Annotated in this window: 15 protein-coding genes; 12 read left to right on the top strand and 3 right to left on the bottom strand. The window is 72.0% G+C overall.

All coding sequences use genetic code 11. The features are described 5' to 3' along the window. Nucleotides 1–173 precede the first annotated feature (173 nt). The 4 genes from ACT4N7_RS27530 to ACT4N7_RS27515 all read left to right on the top strand — a co-directional run bounded on the left by ACT4N7_RS27530 (nt 174) and on the right by ACT4N7_RS27515 (nt 2709). Nucleotides 174–653 (top strand): SgcJ/EcaC family oxidoreductase, encoded by a 480-nt coding sequence (locus ACT4N7_RS27530; RefSeq protein WP_444831780.1) that lies wholly within the window; start codon nt 174–176, stop codon nt 651–653. A gap of 46 nt (nt 654–699) precedes the next feature. After that, a complete protein-coding gene (locus tag ACT4N7_RS27525; RefSeq protein WP_444831779.1) occupies nt 700–1926 on the top strand; it encodes a cytochrome P450 family protein in 1227 nt (408 codons plus the stop codon). Nucleotides 1927–2000: 74 nt separating this feature from the next. Continuing rightward, nucleotides 2001–2321 (top strand): DMT family transporter, encoded by a 321-nt coding sequence (locus ACT4N7_RS27520; protein ID WP_444831778.1) that lies wholly within the window; start codon nt 2001–2003, stop codon nt 2319–2321. Beyond that, nucleotides 2314–2709 (top strand): DMT family transporter, encoded by a 396-nt coding sequence (locus ACT4N7_RS27515; protein WP_444831777.1) that lies wholly within the window; start codon nt 2314–2316, stop codon nt 2707–2709. The genes ACT4N7_RS27520 and ACT4N7_RS27515 overlap by 8 nt, the downstream gene beginning before the upstream one ends. A 32-nt stretch (nt 2710–2741) precedes the next feature. Here the strand turns inward: ACT4N7_RS27515 and ACT4N7_RS27510 are convergent, their stop codons facing one another. After that, nucleotides 2742–3404 carry a DUF402 domain-containing protein gene (locus ACT4N7_RS27510; RefSeq protein WP_444831776.1) on the bottom strand — a complete coding sequence of 221 codons (663 nt, stop codon included), beginning with the start codon at nt 3402–3404 and terminating at the stop codon, nt 2742–2744. A 281-nt stretch (nt 3405–3685) separates the two neighbouring features. On the opposite strand from ACT4N7_RS27510, the gene ACT4N7_RS27505 reads away from it, so the two are divergent. Continuing rightward, nucleotides 3686–5740: a hypothetical protein gene (locus tag ACT4N7_RS27505; protein WP_444831775.1), complete on the top strand. Its 2055-nt coding sequence runs from the start codon at nt 3686–3688 to the stop codon at nt 5738–5740. Between the two features lie 26 nt (nt 5741–5766). Continuing rightward, complete coding sequence (locus ACT4N7_RS27500) at nt 5767–7152, top strand: pyridoxal phosphate-dependent decarboxylase family protein (protein WP_444831774.1); 1386 nt, start codon at nt 5767–5769, stop codon at nt 7150–7152. Nucleotides 7153–7158: 6 nt separating this feature from the next. Here ACT4N7_RS27500 and ACT4N7_RS27495 read toward each other — a convergent pair whose 3' ends face one another. Continuing rightward, nucleotides 7159–7482 (bottom strand): hypothetical protein, encoded by a 324-nt coding sequence (locus ACT4N7_RS27495; protein WP_444831773.1) that lies wholly within the window; start codon nt 7480–7482, stop codon nt 7159–7161. Nucleotides 7483–7922: 440 nt separating this feature from the next. Between ACT4N7_RS27495 and ACT4N7_RS27490 the strand changes: the two genes are divergently transcribed. Next, nucleotides 7923–8771 (top strand): winged helix-turn-helix transcriptional regulator, encoded by an 849-nt coding sequence (locus tag ACT4N7_RS27490; RefSeq protein WP_444831772.1) that lies wholly within the window; start codon nt 7923–7925, stop codon nt 8769–8771. Between the two features lie 78 nt (nt 8772–8849). On the opposite strand, the gene ACT4N7_RS27485 is transcribed toward ACT4N7_RS27490, so the two are convergent. After that, nucleotides 8850–10229, bottom strand: coding sequence for a cation:proton antiporter (locus ACT4N7_RS27485; RefSeq protein ID WP_444831771.1), 1380 nt, complete (start codon nt 10227–10229; stop codon nt 8850–8852). 175 nt (nt 10230–10404) lie between these two features. On the opposite strand from ACT4N7_RS27485, the gene ACT4N7_RS27480 reads away from it, so the two are divergent. The 5 genes from ACT4N7_RS27480 (at nt 10405) to ACT4N7_RS27460 (ending at nt 14460) form a co-directional block, all read left to right on the top strand. Then, a complete protein-coding gene (locus ACT4N7_RS27480) occupies nt 10405–10953 on the top strand; it encodes a class I SAM-dependent methyltransferase (protein WP_444831770.1) in 549 nt (182 codons plus the stop codon). A 90-nt stretch (nt 10954–11043) separates the two neighbouring features. Next, the gene (locus ACT4N7_RS27475) at nt 11044–11955 is read left to right on the top strand and encodes a PIG-L deacetylase family protein (RefSeq protein WP_444831769.1); all 912 of its coding nucleotides are present in this window, start codon (nt 11044–11046) and stop codon (nt 11953–11955) included. Beyond that, nucleotides 11952–12800 (top strand): ATP-grasp domain-containing protein, encoded by an 849-nt coding sequence (locus ACT4N7_RS27470; RefSeq protein ID WP_444831768.1) that lies wholly within the window; start codon nt 11952–11954, stop codon nt 12798–12800. Before ACT4N7_RS27475 ends, ACT4N7_RS27470 begins: the two co-directional genes overlap by 4 nt. Next, nucleotides 12797–14008, top strand: coding sequence for a glycosyltransferase (locus tag ACT4N7_RS27465; protein ID WP_444831767.1), 1212 nt, complete (start codon nt 12797–12799; stop codon nt 14006–14008). The genes ACT4N7_RS27470 and ACT4N7_RS27465 overlap by 4 nt, the downstream gene beginning before the upstream one ends. 98 nt (nt 14009–14106) lie before the next feature. Beyond that, a complete protein-coding gene (locus tag ACT4N7_RS27460; protein WP_444831766.1) occupies nt 14107–14460 on the top strand; it encodes a hypothetical protein in 354 nt (117 codons plus the stop codon). The last annotated feature ends 186 nt before the right edge of the window (nt 14461–14646 follow it).

The following is a 14646-nucleotide window of genomic DNA, read 5'->3' as shown; positions in this document are numbered from 1 at the left end:
GGGGAGACGGAGATCGACCCGGAGTTGGCGGTGCGGTCGACGTGGGTGGTGGTCAAGCGTGAGGGTGAGTGGCTGTTGGCCGGGTATCAGAACAGTCCCCGCGGCGCGGGCGCCACGCTGCGCTGGTGAGTCGTCCGACCACCCACATCCGTTCCCCAGAAGGAGAAACGCACATGTCCACCAAGTCGGTTTCCCCCGGCACGGCCACGGAGATCCTCGCCGCCGCCGGAGTCGAGGAGGACCACGCGTTCTACGGTCCGTTCACCAGCGAGGACGAGAAAGCCGTACTCACGGTGCCGCAGCGCATCCAGGCGGCCTGGGCGGCCAACGACGCCGACATCTTCGCCGAGATATTCACCGAGAACGGCAGCCTGCTCATGCAGGACAACCAGTTGACCAGCCGCGAGGAGATCCGGTCGTACATGGCCGAGGGCTTCGAAGGCGTCTACCAGGGTGCCAGGGTGACCGGGTGGCCGCTGTCCGCGGAGTTCCTCAACGACGACGTCGCCATGGTCGTCACCCAGGGCGGCATCATGCTGGCCGACGACACCGAGGTCGCCCCGGCACGCCAGATCCGGGCCACCTGGATCATCGTCAACCAGGACGGCCAGTGGCGGCTGTTCTCCCACCAGAGCAGCCCCATCCAAGGCTGATCCGCGCGGTCCGAGTTCCACGGTTTCCTTGCAAGGGAGTCGATCGATGTCCGAGATCGATCTGCGGAGCGACACGTTCCAGACAAACCCATACCCGAGCTACGCGCTGCTGCGCCAGGACTCGCCGGTGCACTACATCGAGGGTCCGATGGGGCTGGGTTCCTGGCTCATCACCCGCTACGCGGACGCCAGGGCCGCGCTCGCGGACCCCCGGCTCTCCAAGGACGTGCGGCGCGCGCCCGACTGGCTGCGCAGCATGGGCGCGGGCGCGGCGGACGAGGGCCCGCTCGGGGCGAACATGCTCAACAGCGACCCGCCCGACCACACCCGCCACCGGCGGCTGGTGAGCAAGGCGTTCACCCGCAACCGGATGGAGGGCCTGCGTCCCCGGGTGCAGGAGATCACCGACGAGCTGCTCGACGCGGTGTCCGACACGGACACGGTCGACCTGATGGCGGCGCTCGCGGTGCCGCTGCCGATCACGGTGATCTGCGAGCTGCTGGGGATCCCGGTCCGCGACCGCGCGGACTTCCGCACGTGGACGCGGATGGCGCTGACGCCGCCGATGAGCGAGGAGGCCATCAACACCCGCAAGCAGGGCAACGCCGCGATGGAGGCCTACCTCAGCGACCTCATCGCGGGTATCCGGTCCGAAGTGGACGATCAGCTCGACTACGACAGCCAGCCCGATCTGCTCAGCGCGCTGATCGTCGCCTCGGAAGACCAGGACCGGCTGTCCGAACGGGAGCTGCTCGGCACGGTCAAGCTGCTGCTGGTCGCGGGCCAGAACACGGTGAACCTCATCGGCAACGGGATGCTGGCCCTGCTGCGGCATCCCGAGCAGTTGGCCCTGCTGCGCGAGCGGCCGGACCTGCTGCCCTCGGCGGTGGAGGAGCTGATGCGCTACGACGGGCCGATCGAGCGCGCCACTCCGCGGTTCACCGTCGAGGACGTCGAGATCGCCGGGGTCACCATCCCGAAGGGCAACACGGTGTTCGTCGTGATCGGCGCGGCCAACCACGATCTCGACTACTTCGACGACCCCACCCGGCTCGACATCACCCGGACCAACAACCAGCACCTCGCCTTCGGCGGCGGCATCCACTTCTGCCTGGGCGCACCGCTGGCCAGAGTGGAGGGCCAGGTCGCCTTCGGCACCCTGGTCAGCCGGTTCCCGGCGATCAAGCTGGTCGGCGAGCCTGCGGAACTGCGCTGGGTGGGCCGCGGCGCGAACATCATCCGCGGCGTGGAGACCCTGCCGGTGGCGATCTGACCGACGCGGAAACGCCGGGGCCGCACGGCCCCGGCGTGCCGCTGTGCAGCCATTCCACCGAGGGGAGTCGAATCATGCACTGGGTCTATCTGGGTGTCGCCGTCGTCTTCGAGATCGGATTCGTGCTGGGCACCAGCGCCAGCAAGGGTTTCACCCGGCTGTGGCCGTCGGTGGGCACGATCCTCGCGGCGGCGACCGGTGTGTACTTCCTCAGCCTGGCGCTGCGCACGCTCGACGTCGGGGTCGGCTACACGATCTGGACCGGCCTGGGCGCGGTGGGCACCGTGGTGGCCGGGGTCGTGCTGTTCCGCGAGCGGCTCAGCCCCGCCCGCGCGGCCTGCTTCGCCGCCATCGTCCTGGGTGTCATCGGATTGCGGGTGGCGGCCAATGTCTGAGTCCGTCGCCACGTCTCAGTCCGTGGCCCCGGCCCGCGCCGCCGCGCCAGCGGGGTCCTCGCGGGCCTGGACCCACCTGCTCGTCGCCTCGGCGTTCGAGATCGTGTTCGCCCTCGGCACCAACGGCTCCGACGGATTCACGCACCTGTGGTGGTCGGTGGTCGCGGTCGTCGGCGGCGTGGCGGGGGTCTATTTCCTCAGCCTGGCCATGAGAAGCATCGACATCGCGGTCGGCTACACGGTGTGGACCGGCATCGGCTCGGTGGGCACGGTCCTGTTCGGCGCCTGGATCTTCGACGAGCCGCTGTCCCCGCTCAAGGCGCTGTGCTTCCTGTTCATCATCGCGGGCGTGGTCGGCCTGCGGCTCACCGCCAAGCCGTCCGGGTGACCGGTGGCGGGGCCGCGGCCCCGCCACCGGACCTACGCCGCCAGACTCGTGGGGACCGCCCGTTGCCGCCCCCACGCCCAGTTGCCGTCCGGCATCAGCGGCTTGCTCCACGACCAGGTGCGACGCAGGTCGGGCCACGTCCCGTCGAACGGGAACAGGCCCGCCTCGATCTCACCGACCACGCGCTCGCCTTCGGCGCGGATCTCCTCGCCCGCGCCCGCCGACCAGTAGCCGGGCTGTCCGATGGACTCGGCGAACTCGTCCTCGTCCTTCCACTGCCAGGTGCGGTCCGGCGCGACGACGATGTCCAGGGCGTGGTCGACGGTGTCCACGCCCGCCATGCCGTGCGCGCCCCACCGGGCGTTGGGCGACTCCAGGTTCACATACCAGCCGCTGAACTCGCCCGCGGTGAAGAACCACCACACCGAGTGCGCGGCCCCCGGCCGGACCAGGATCAGCACGTCGGTGTCCCGCCAGTGCGTCGTGCGCAGCGGGGCGGCCGCGATCAGCTCGATCGGCGCCTCGCGCAGCCGGGTGCCGTCGGGGTTCCACCGGCAGGCGAAGCCCGCGCCCGCGGGTACCCACAGCAGCAGGCCGCGCTCGTCGTCGCCGACCACCCGGCACGCCTGCACCATCGTGATGTGCTCGGCGCGGAAGTAGCGCCGGACGATGGTCTGACCAGGAATGAAGATCATGGGGTTGCTCCCGCGTATTCACGTGGTGTGTCCGCCGAATTTCCCGGCCGCTTTCAATTGTCCGGTCGGCCTGGTGATCGTCTCATGCGGACTTATCGGGAAACATCTCCGTGGGTGCCAGGGAATGGCGTGGCACACAGTGCCGAGAGTGCGCACGATATAAGACGCGGGTGGCGGGAGCCGGGCGCGACACTGAACTGGGAAACAGCGAAGGACCACTGCGGCGCGCTCATTCGAATTTGCCCCACAGTGGTTTGGCGGCTACCGGTGAGGAACGTGAAATGAGCCAGACCGACAGGTCGACCCGTCCGTGGCAGCGACTGGCGCTGGGGGTGGCCACGGCAATCGTCATCGTGCTGGGTTTCGCGGCTGATATCGCCGCGACCGGCACTTATCACGTAGCGCTGATCGTGGGCGCGGTGGTCGCGTTCGTCGGCCTGGTGTTAGGGATGACCGTGCTCGGACCGGCCGCGTCGGTGTCCGCGCCGGATTCCCTCGACGATTCCCGGATCGATCCGGCCGACCAGGCCGACGATCTGACCGGGGTGCGCGATCCCGATTTCCTGGCGCTGGGCCTGGGCGGCACGAACATGATGGGAATGCTCTGGACGGTGGCCATGGGCAAGCGCGCGGTGGGCGTCGACGTGCGCGGCTGCCCGTCGCTCGGGGTGCACTGGAACATCCGCGAGGAGCTCTACCACCACCTCGGCGTCATCGACCAGATGATGTTCGACCGCTACGGCGAGGCCGGTGTGCCCCGCCGCGGCGACGGCAGGCTCATGCGGCTTGCCGAGAGCCTCTACCGGTCGGACTGGCCCGCGGGCCCGGTCGCGGCCGACGACGTCCTCACCGGCTTCCTCGGCGCGATGAACGCCGAGGCCCGGATCGCGGGCACCATCCACCACACCGAGTTCATCGACGACCGGTGGAAGGACGGCGTGCCGAACCGCGTGGTCACCGTGCTGGACTCGGCCGTGCCACCCGGCGAGCCGGACGCCGGGCGCCTCGGCGCGGACATGGTCGAGGTGCTCGACGGGCCGTCGGTGTTGCAGGCCCGCGCCGCCGACGTGCTGATCCTGCTGCGCCGCTACCTGGAGGCGGTCGAGGCGCTGGACCTGGCCAACGGCGTCGCGGAGCCCCGGGTCCGGCTGTTCACCAGCCACCGCGTGCTCACCGGCCCGGACCCCGTCGCGCGGCCCAAGCGCCGCGGCGGCGGCGAGGCGGGCTTCGCCGACGGCCCCGACGGCCGCAAGAACGTGCGCATCGAGACGATCCGGGAACTGGACTACCGCGGCAAGTTCCGCCGCCTGCGCGCCCCCGGCACCGAGGTGATCGACCTCGGCGTGCCCGAGGTGTTCATGATCGCGCAGGGCTTCGACAGCACCGACGCCGCGCGGCTGGGCTTCGAGCAGGAGGACGTCACCGTCGACCACCAGGACGGCCGCGGCCCGGTCGTGGCCCAGGCCGACTATCTGGCCGGTCTGCTCGACGTGCTGGTCGACGGCAGGCTGCGCAGGCGCATCGCCTCGGAGTTCGACAAGGAGGGCAGCGAGTACTGGGTGCGCCAGATCGCGGTCGGCCACGAGGCGGACCCCGCGGTCGGCTGGGTGCTCGTGCAGGTGCCCGACTTCAAGACCTTCGACCCGATCCTCGCCGGGCTCGTCCCGGCGGGCACCGACCAGGACTCGGCCGAGTACTACGCGGGCTACCAGCACCTGCTCCGCGACTTCTACCTGGAGCAGACCGCGCACATCCTGGAGATCCCCAAGGAGGATCTCAAGGGCGTGCAGATGAACTACGGGCCCAAGCTGTTCAGCGTCATCGAGCGGGTCGGCAAGGACGCGCTGGTGGCCCCGAACGGGGTGGTGGCGGGCGATTCGTTCGGCAACGGGCACTTCATGACCAGCGGCGGCGCCATCACCGGCATGGTCGGCCACGGTGCCCGGGTGCTGGCGTACTGGCAGGCGCGCGACACCGGAGTCGGTGCGGCGCAGGCGATCCGCGGGCTCGCCGACGGCATCAAGGCCGACACCGAGGGCTGGCTGCACGTCAGCGCGCAGGAGTTCAGCCAGGCGGCGCCGATCAACTTCGGCGCCGCGCGGATCGAGCAGATCGCCAAGGCCAGCGGCAAGGACTCGTCGCTGCGCGCGGCCACCATCGACGCGACCCGCAGGCATCGGCACTCACTGGTCCCGCTGGACTACTCCGACTGGCGGCGTCCCGTGATGTACCCCGGGCGGCGCTACGCCTTCCCGCTGCCGCCACTGGAGACGACCCACCCGGCGGCGCGTCCGGCGGAGTCCAGGATGCCGGTGGCGCCGCGCCAGGCCAGTTGAGCCGTTCCGACGAGACCGGGGGACCGATGTCTTATCCGCTGGAACCGAGTCGGGACGAGATCGTGGCGATGATGGCGTCGGCGACGTCGTTCGTGGCCGACTTCATCGGCTCGCTGAACGACGGCCCCGCCGTGGACGTCTCGGTGGGCGGGGCGGCCGATCTGCTGGCCCCGCCCGCCGAGGGCCCCGGCGACTTCGACCGTCTACTTGGGACATTCGGTGCCGCGGCCGCGCAGGCCGTGGACACCGCGGGCCCGGGGTGCTACGCCTACTTCCCCGGCGGCGGGGTGTTCTCCTCGGCGGTCGCGGAACTGTTGGCGCGCACTGTGAACCGGTACACCGGCTCGGGCTCGATGGCGGTGGAGCTGGTCGCGATGGAGCACAGCGTGATCCGCTGGCTGTGCGCCGAGTTCGGGCTGCCCGACGGGGCGAACGGCCTGCTCACGACCGGCGCGTCCACCGGCACCCTGTCCGCGATCGTCGCCGCGAGGCACGCGGTGCTCGGCGGGCTGTCGGCAATCGGGACCCTCTATGTCACCGAGCACACCCACCACTGCGTCGCCAAGGCGGCCGGGATCGCGGGGTTCGGCCCCGAGTGCATCCGCACGGTGCCGGTGACCGCCGACCTGCGCATGGACGCGCAGGCGGCCGAGGAACTCATCGTGGCCGACCTGGCGGCCGGGCGACGCCCGTTCCTGTTGGTCGGCACGGCGGGGACGACCAACACCGGCACCGTCGATCCGTTGGCGGACCTCGCGGAAGTCGCGGGCAGACACGGGCTCTGGTTCCATGTGGACGCCGCGTACGGTGGCGGATTCCAGCTCACCGAACGGGGCCGGGCGAAGCTGGCAGGCGTGCGGCGGGCCGACTCGATCACCCTCGACCCGCACAAGTCGATGTTCCTGCCCTACACCACCGGGGTTCTCCTGGTCCGCGACGGCCGCACGCTGCGCGAGCCGTTCACCGCGGACGCGGACTACCTGCAAGACCTCTACCTGGACCAGAAACTGCCCAACTACGCCGATCTCGGCACCGAGCTGAGCCGCGAGTACCGCGGCCTGCGGCTGTGGCTTCCGCTGCACCTGCACGGCGCGGGCGCCTTCCGCGCCGCGCTCGACGAGAAGCTCGATCTGTCCGAGCTGGTGGACCGCGAACTGCGCGACATCCCGGGCCTGTCGACGTCCACACCGGACTTGACGGTGCACGTCTTCCGCGCCGCGGGCGGCGACGCCGTGAACCGCCGACTTCTGGCGGCCGTCAACGGTTCCCGGCGGGTGGCACTCACCAGCACCCGCGTCGAGGGCAGGCACACGCTGCGGATGTGCGTGCTCAACCACCGCACGCACCGCGAGCACGTCGACGAGGCGCTCAAGATCATCCGCGCGGCCACCGGGTCCGTTCTCGACACCTGAGGCCGCTCAGGCCGCGCGCGGATTCTCCAGGCCCAGGGCGGCGAGTCCCGCCCGGGTCGGCACGACCGCGACGTCGAGTCGACCGGTCGGTCCAGGGCGGACGGTCACCAATCTCCGCTGTACCAACAGGTCGAGCTGCTCGGACTCCCACTGTGGCAACCGGCCCGCCGCCGCGCCGTCGGTACCGCGCCACAGATACCCGGCCGGACCGCCCCACAGTCCATTGTGGAACACCACGCGGCCTGCGGCGGTGTCCAGCAACGCCTGCCTGCCCGCGGTGGTCATCGCGCGCTCCGCGCCCCGCGCCGGGACATTCATCCTCGCGTCCATCGCCCGCTCCCTTGAAAGGTCGGCAATTTCCCTTGCCTCCCACGGTAAGACCGGGTGCGCGCGGTGGCTACCGTTTCCGTTCTCCCACAATGCTCACTTGTCGAGTGGGGGCGTCACCAGTTCGGTGTGGATGTCACATGGGGCGGGCGTGAGCAGGTCATGAATCCGGGGTGAGAACGGCACGAGGCGATCATGGCGAGGTCCCTGTCGCCTGCTGGATCTGTTTGCCAGCATGGGTTTCACCCGAGATCGCGGAGTCGGCGGCCGGAACCGCCGCGATGGCGGCGCAATCAGACGGATGCGCGGTGTGGTCGCGCCGGAGCACGATGGAACGGCAGGAAGCCGAGACCCCTGGTCGAGTCGAAGCAGGACCCGCCGCAGGCCAGGCGCGCGACGACACGTCATGGAGTGCGGGGCACGAGACGGATTGGACACGGGCGATGACTGACAACCGGTGGAAGCTGGTCGTGGACCAGCAGGGCGTGACGATCACCAGCGATCGGTTCCGACTGACCGCGAACGGCACCCGGTCGGACCTGCACGAGTTCGACCCCGAGGCGGCCGTCCTGGAAGCCGTGGACACCACGCGGATCGAGGGCATCATCTCCGAGCTGCAGACGATGACCCGGCAGACCTACGGCCAGTACTGCGGTCTGTCGCGCGCCTCGGAGATGGTCGGCGAGCGCTGGGCGCTGCTGGTCATCCGCGACCTGTTGGTAGGCCCCAAGAGCGTGGCCCAGCTCCTCCAGGGGCTGCCAAGGGCGCAGGCCGAGGTGCTCTGCTCCCGCCTGCACGAGCTGCGCCACTTCGGCGTCGTGCGGCCCCAGGGCGACCCCGCAGCCGACGGGACGGTCGTCTACGAGCTGACCGAGTACGGCCAGGCGTTGGAGGACGTGGTGATGGCGCTGGGCCGCTGGGGTGCCCTGTCGCTCAACGAGCCGCGGCCCGAGGAGATCATCACCAGCAACGGGGTGGTGATGGCGCTGCGCTCGTGCTTCCAGGCCGACGCCGCGCGCTCGGTGACGGCGTCCTTCGAGCTGCGCCTCGGCGAGGTCGTCGTGCACGCCCGGGTCGAGGACGGCGTGCTGCACGCGGCCGAGGGCCCGCTGCCGGACGCGGACCTGGTACTCGACCCCGGCCCGATGCTGAAACTGCTGCTGTCGCGGGAGATCCTGCCGGTCGAGGCGCTGGCCAGCGGGCAGGTGAGCCTGGTCGGCGACCCCATGCTGCTCGACCGGTTCACCGAGTTGTTTTTCATACCGCCGCTTGTCTCGGCGGCGCGTTCCTGAATGGACGACCGGAGCCCGGCGGACCACGAGTCCGCCGGGCTCCGGGCTGTTCGGGTCCCTGGTCCACCAGGGACCGCGTCATACCGGCTGGTGTGCGCGCTCGGCCGCGCCCAGGCGCAGCGCCGAGAGCAGCGGCCCGGTCACCATCGTGGTCACCAGCGCCATCAGGACCATGATGGTGAACAGCTCGCCGGTGATGAGCCCGGCGGACACCCCGATGTCCAGGATGATGATCTCGGTCAGGCCGCGGCAGTTCATCATCACGCCGAGCCCCATCGACTCGCGCCACGGGATGCCCAGCCCCCGCGCGGCGGCGACGGTGGCCGCGAACTTCGCCGCCATCGCCACGACCACCACGACTCCCGCGGTGAGCCACGCGCGCCCGGAGTCCAGGGCGTCGGGGGAGAGCCGCAGGCCGACGGAGGCGAAGAACAGCGGCAGCAGCAGCCAGTGCGTGACCCCGTCGAGGCGCAGCGCGAAGCCGCCCACCGCGGGCACCCCGCGCGGCATCACCACGCCCGCGAGGAACGCGCCGAAGACCGCGTGCACGCCCATCTCGTGCGTGCTCCACGCGGAGAGCAGCACCAGCAGCAACAGTCCGACCGCGACAGTCTCGCGTCTGCCCGGCCGGGCGAGCAGCCTGGCCAGCGCGGGCCGCACGACCAGGACCATCACCAGCCCGAACACCGCGACCAGGCCCACGGTGAGCGCGATCGCGGCCACGCCGTCCGCCCGCCTGCCCATCGCCAGCACCAGCGCCAGCACGCACCACGCCGTGACGTCGCCGATGCCCGCGCTCGCGATGCCGAGCACACCGGTCCGCCCGGTCAGCAGGCCGCGCTCGGCGAGGATCTTCGCCAGCACCGGGACCGCCGTGATGCTCATCGCCAGCCCGCAGAACAGGGCGTAGGTCTGCTGGTCGACCCCGTCGGGGCGTAGGTCGGCCAGCAGCGTGTGGCCGAGCGCGACGCCGCACAGGAACGGCAGCGTCACGCCGGCGTGGCCGATGGTCAGCGCCGCCCGGCCGCTGCGGCGCAGCGTGCTCATCGGCAGGTCGAGCCCGACCAGGAACATGAAGAAGATGACGCCGAGCTGCGCCAGGATGCCCAGCGACCCGACGATCTGCTCGGGGATCAGCCACTCCCGCGCCGCGGGCGCCAGCGCGCCGAGCACCGGGGGCCCGAGCAGCAGGCCCGACAGCATCTGCCCGACGACCCTGGGCTGCCCGAGCCGCGCGGCGAGCAGCCCGGCGCCGTGCGCCAGCGCGGTGACCACGGCGATGGTGAGGATCAGCTTGTAGGAGGTGTCAGTGCCGCCCGCGCCCGCGTCGGGGGCGGGCTCGCCGCCGGACGGGACGCCGCTCAGGCCGACCAGGGTGAGTCCGACCGGCACGACGACCAGCAGCAGGTAGATCGCCAGGTGCCTGCGCCGCGAGCGGTCCGGGAGCAGTCTGGGCACGGTGGGCACCATCCCTCGCACAGTGTGCGGGGCGCCGGACACCGACGGCCCCCGTGTCGTGCCACCCGCGTACCCATGGTCACCGCCGCCCGCGGGCGGCCGCATCTCCCGCCGTGCCCACCGGCACTGTGCGTGACCACCACCGCATCCGCGCGTCATCGGCAAGGATGACCCGATGACCTGGGACGGCGACGACTACCAGCGGCGGTTCGACGACCTGGCCGCGTCCGGCGAGGACGTGCACGGCGAGGCCGCCTTCGTGCTGGCCTTCGCCCCGGCCACCGTGCTCGACGCGGGCTGCGGCACCGGCCGGGTGGCGATCGAACTGGCCCGGCACGGCATCGAGGTCGTCGGCGTGGACGTCGACGCCTCGATGCTGGCCACCGCCCGCGGCCGGGCGCCCGGGATCACCTGGGTGGCGTCCGACCTCGCCGCGCTCGCGCTGGAGCGCCGGTTCGACGTGGTGGTGATGGCGGGCAACGTGCCGCTGTTCACCGCGCCCGGCACGCGGGCGGCGCTGGTCGCGGGCGTCGCCGGGCACGTGGCGCCCGGCGGGCTGCTCGTCGCCGGGTTCAGCCTCGACCGCGGGTACACCGAGGCGGACTACGACGGCCACGCCGCCGCGGCCGGACTCACCCTGGTGCGGCGCTTCGCTACCTGGGACCGGGCCCCGTTCACCCCGGGCGGCAACTACGCCGTGTCGGTGCACGGCGCTCCCGGATGAGGATTCGCTCATCCAACCCTCAGCCTGGGCTCATCGTGGCCGACGACAGTCATCGTCGACACGAGAAGGCTGACAGGACGGGGTTCGCTCATGATGATCAGCGCTTCGGCGGTGCTGGCGGTGCCGGTCGGCCTCGCCGCGGTCGGGGCCGTGATCGGCCGCGACCTGCTCCGCAGGCGGGTCCGCAGACCCACACGGGTGCTGCTGGCCGTCGCGGGCTGCGTGGCCGTGCTGCTTCCCGCGAACCTCTACTACGCCACCCGGAGCGGCGGCGGGTTCACCGCCGAGCCGCTGGTGTCGCTGGCGACCCTGCTCGCCCTGGGCGGCCTCGGCCTGCTCGTGCACCGGAACCGGATCGAGCGGACCGGCGTGGCCCGGCCGCGGCGGGTGCTCGCCGTCGGCGCGCACCCCGACGACGTGGAACTCGGCTGCGGCGCGACCCTGGCGAAGCTGGTCGACGCCGGACACGAGGTGCGGGCGCTGGTGCTCAGCAGCGGCGAGCGCGGCGGGGACGGCACCACCCGGCCCGCCGAGGTGTCCGCCGCGGGCAGGCTGCTCGGCCTCGCGGGCGTGGACGTGCTGTCCTTCCCGGACACCCGGCTCGGCGAGCACGAGAACGGGCTGGTCGAGGCCATCGAGCGGGTGCTCGACCGGTTCAACCCGGACATCGTGCTGACCCACTCCGGCAACGACCAGCACCAGGACCACCGGGCGGTGCACCTGGCGACGCTGCGCGCGGCCCGCCGGCACTCCTCGATCCTGTGCTACGAGAGCCCGTCGGCCACCCCGGAGTTCCGGCCGAGCATGTTCGTCGACGTCGAGGAGCACCTCGGGGTCAAGGTCGCCGCCGTGGCCGCGCACCGCGACCAGCGCGGCAAGCCCTACATGGGCGCCGAACAGGTCCAGGGGCTGGCCATGTTCCGCGGCGCGCAGGCCAAGGTGCGCCACGCCGAGGGCTACGAGCCGGTGCGGTTCCTCGGCGGACCGGCGGACCGGTGGTGACCCGTGTCCTGGTGACCGGGGTCGGCGGGCCGTCCGGGCGCTCGCTCGCCCGGCAGCTTCTCGACCGCGGGCTCGCGGTGTCCGGTGTGGACATGGCCGACGTGGCGCTGCCCGGCGTGCGCACCGCCCGGGTGCCCGCCGCGGGCGACCCCGGGTTCCTCGACGCCCTGCGCGCGGTCGCCACCGGGCACGGCGCGGACCTGATCGTGCCGACGGTCAGCGAGGAACTGCCGGTGCTGGCCGCGGCCGACGTCGGGGTCACCGTGGTGATCGCGCGCGCGGCCGCGGTCGAGGTGGCGAACGACAAGTGGCTGACACACTTGTTGCTCTGGGACGCGGGGGTGGCCGTGCCCCGGTCGTGTCCGGGCGGGTCCGCCGCCGCGGTGTTCGCCCACTGCGACACGACCTGGCTCAGCAAGCCCCGGGTCGGCCGCGGCGGGCGGGGCGTGCGGGTGCACCGGCCGGGCGCGCGGACCCTGCTGGTGGCCGACGACGACCGGATCGTGCAGGAGTTCGTGCCCGGCACGGAATACGCGGTGAACCTCTACCTCGCCGCCCGCCCGGAGGACGACGTGGTCGACGTGCTGGAGAAGACCGCCCTGGCGCACGGCGAGACCGGCAACGCCGTCGCGGTGCGCCGGGTGGCCGAGCCGGACGTGGCGCTGCTCGCCCGGGTCGCCGCGAGCGTCGTCGGGATCAGCGGACCGGCCGATGTGGACATTCGGCGGCGGGCCGACGGAAACCCGGTGGTACTGGAGGTCAACGCGCGCCTGGGTGCCCACAGTGGACGGACGCCCGCGGTGGTGGACGCGCTGCTGGCCGAGTACGCCGCGGTGGTCGGGTGAGCGCCGCCCTCGGCTGGCTGCTGCTCGCGTGCACGGCGCCGTCCCTGGTCATCGGCGTGGTCGAACTCGTCTACTACCCGCTGGCGCTCGCCTTCGAGGCCCGACGGCGGCGCGAGCCGGTGTTCGACGAGGCCGTCCCGCTGATCTCCGTCGTGGTGCCCGCCTACAACGAGGCCCGCGTGCTGGTGAACTGCGTCGACTCCATCCTGCGCACCGGGTATCCGCGGATGGAGTTGGTCCTGGTCGACGACGGCTCCACCGACGAGACCTTCGAGATCATGTGCGGCTACGCCAGGATTCCCGGGGTAACCATTGTGGCGCAAGGAAACGCGGGCAAAGCCGCGGCGCTCAACACCGGGATCGCGCAGACCGGCGGCGAGATCCTGTTCTTCGTCGACGCGGACGGCGTGTTCACCGACCGCACCATCACCGAGATGCTGCGCGCGTTCGACCGGTCCGATGTGGGCGCGGTGTGCGGCAACGACGAGCCGGTGAACCTCGACCGCGCCCAGACCCACCTGCTGACCCTGCTGACCCACGGCACCGCGTTCGTGCGCCGCGCGCTCGCCCGGATCGGCTGCCTGTCCATCGTCTCGGGCAACTGCGGCGCGTTCCGCCGCCGGGTGCTCACCGAGATCGGCGGGTTCGCCCCGGGCTTCATCGGCGAGGACCTGGAGCTGACCTGGCGGGTGCACCGCGCGGGCTACCGGGTGAACTTCGCGCCCCGGGCCGTGGTCTACGCCGAGGTACCGTCCACAGTGGCCGCATTGTGGAAGCAGCGGGTGCGCTGGACCCGCGGCCACATCCAGACCGTCAAGCTGCACCGGGACATGCTCGGCCGGCGCCGTTACGGCCTGCTCGGCTGGTACCTGCCGGTCAACGCGTTCGCCATGCTGGTCGGTCCGGTGCTGCAACTCACCGCCCTCGCGCTCGTGGCGGTTCTGGTCGCTCTCGGCGCCTCCCCGGTGTCCGGCGACCTGCTCAGTGTGGTGCTGTGGCTGGGTTTCGGGTCCGCGCTGGCGTCGATCTGCTTCGCCGTGGCGCTCGACCGCGCGGGCCGCGACCTGCGCTACCTCTACGTCCTTCCGGTGCTGCCGCTGTTCTCGGTGCTGATGAGCCTGGTCACCGTTGCCGCGCTGGCCGCCGAGGCGCGGGGGACACCCGCGCGCTGGAACAAGCTCACCCGAACCGGTGTGGTCAGCCGGTGAGCGCGTCCGGCGGCAGCGGGGACGCGGAGGTACGTTGCGTGAACGAATCTTCATCTCCGACTCATCCGCCGCTTCGGCGGGCGGGAGAAGGTGGAGCCATGACAGTCAGCCCTCGGGTCGTGGTCCTGATCGCGGTGCTCGCGCTGCCCCTCGGCGCGGCAGTGGCCAGTTACGCGCTGGCAGACGAGTCGCGGCCGAGCGTGCCCGCCGAGGTGCGGATCGGCGGTCAGACCACGCCGTCCCCGGCCGCGGTCGCGGAGTCGATCACGCAAGCACCCACGACCACCCCCACCACCTTCACTTCGCCACCGGCCCCGCCCGCCGCCGCGCCGCGGCAGCCCGCCCCGAGGGTCGTCGTCCCGCCGCCACCCCCCGTGACCGGCGGCGATGACGATGGGTCCGACGACGACGGTGATGACGACGACGGGCCGGGCGACGACGGTGATGACTGAGGGCGGCTCCGCGCGGGCACTGCTGCGGCCCGCGCGGGCGCCGACCCCTGCCGCGGGGGGGGGGGGGCGCCCCCCCCCCCCCCCCCCCCCCCCCCGCCCCCCCCCCCCCCCCCCCCCCGCGGCCGCGCCCCCCCCGCCGCCGCCCCCCCCGGGCGCGGCGCCCCCCCCCCCCGCCCCCCCCCCCCC

It is taken from the genome of Actinokineospora sp. (genome assembly GCF_052390155.1).
Classification (GTDB): Bacteria; Actinomycetota; Actinomycetes; order Mycobacteriales; family Pseudonocardiaceae; genus Actinokineospora.
This window is presented reverse-complemented; position numbering and strand designations above follow the sequence as displayed.

Bases quoted from the DNA above. Each gene is read 5' to 3' on its own strand.
- ACT4N7_RS27525 (WP_444831779.1), top strand. From the start codon at position 700: ATGTCCGAGATCGATCTGCGGAGCGACACGTTCCAGACAAACCCATAC.
- ACT4N7_RS27480 (WP_444831770.1), top strand. From the start codon at position 10,405: ATGACCTGGGACGGCGACGACTACCAGCGGCGGTTCGACGACCTGGCC.
- ACT4N7_RS27460 (WP_444831766.1), top strand. From the start codon at position 14,107: ATGACAGTCAGCCCTCGGGTCGTGGTCCTGATCGCGGTGCTCGCGCTG.
- ACT4N7_RS27505 (WP_444831775.1), top strand. From the start codon at position 3,686: ATGAGCCAGACCGACAGGTCGACCCGTCCGTGGCAGCGACTGGCGCTG.
- ACT4N7_RS27510 (WP_444831776.1), bottom strand. From the start codon at position 3,404: ATGATCTTCATTCCTGGTCAGACCATCGTCCGGCGCTACTTCCGCGCC.
- ACT4N7_RS27475 (WP_444831769.1), top strand. From the start codon at position 11,044: ATGATGATCAGCGCTTCGGCGGTGCTGGCGGTGCCGGTCGGCCTCGCC.
- ACT4N7_RS27495 (WP_444831773.1), bottom strand. From the start codon at position 7,482: ATGGACGCGAGGATGAATGTCCCGGCGCGGGGCGCGGAGCGCGCGATG.
- ACT4N7_RS27515 (WP_444831777.1), top strand. From the start codon at position 2,314: ATGTCTGAGTCCGTCGCCACGTCTCAGTCCGTGGCCCCGGCCCGCGCC.
- ACT4N7_RS27520 (WP_444831778.1), top strand. From the start codon at position 2,001: ATGCACTGGGTCTATCTGGGTGTCGCCGTCGTCTTCGAGATCGGATTC.
- ACT4N7_RS27500 (WP_444831774.1), top strand. From the start codon at position 5,767: ATGTCTTATCCGCTGGAACCGAGTCGGGACGAGATCGTGGCGATGATG.
- ACT4N7_RS27490 (WP_444831772.1), top strand. From the start codon at position 7,923: ATGACTGACAACCGGTGGAAGCTGGTCGTGGACCAGCAGGGCGTGACG.
- ACT4N7_RS27530 (WP_444831780.1), top strand. From the start codon at position 174: ATGTCCACCAAGTCGGTTTCCCCCGGCACGGCCACGGAGATCCTCGCC.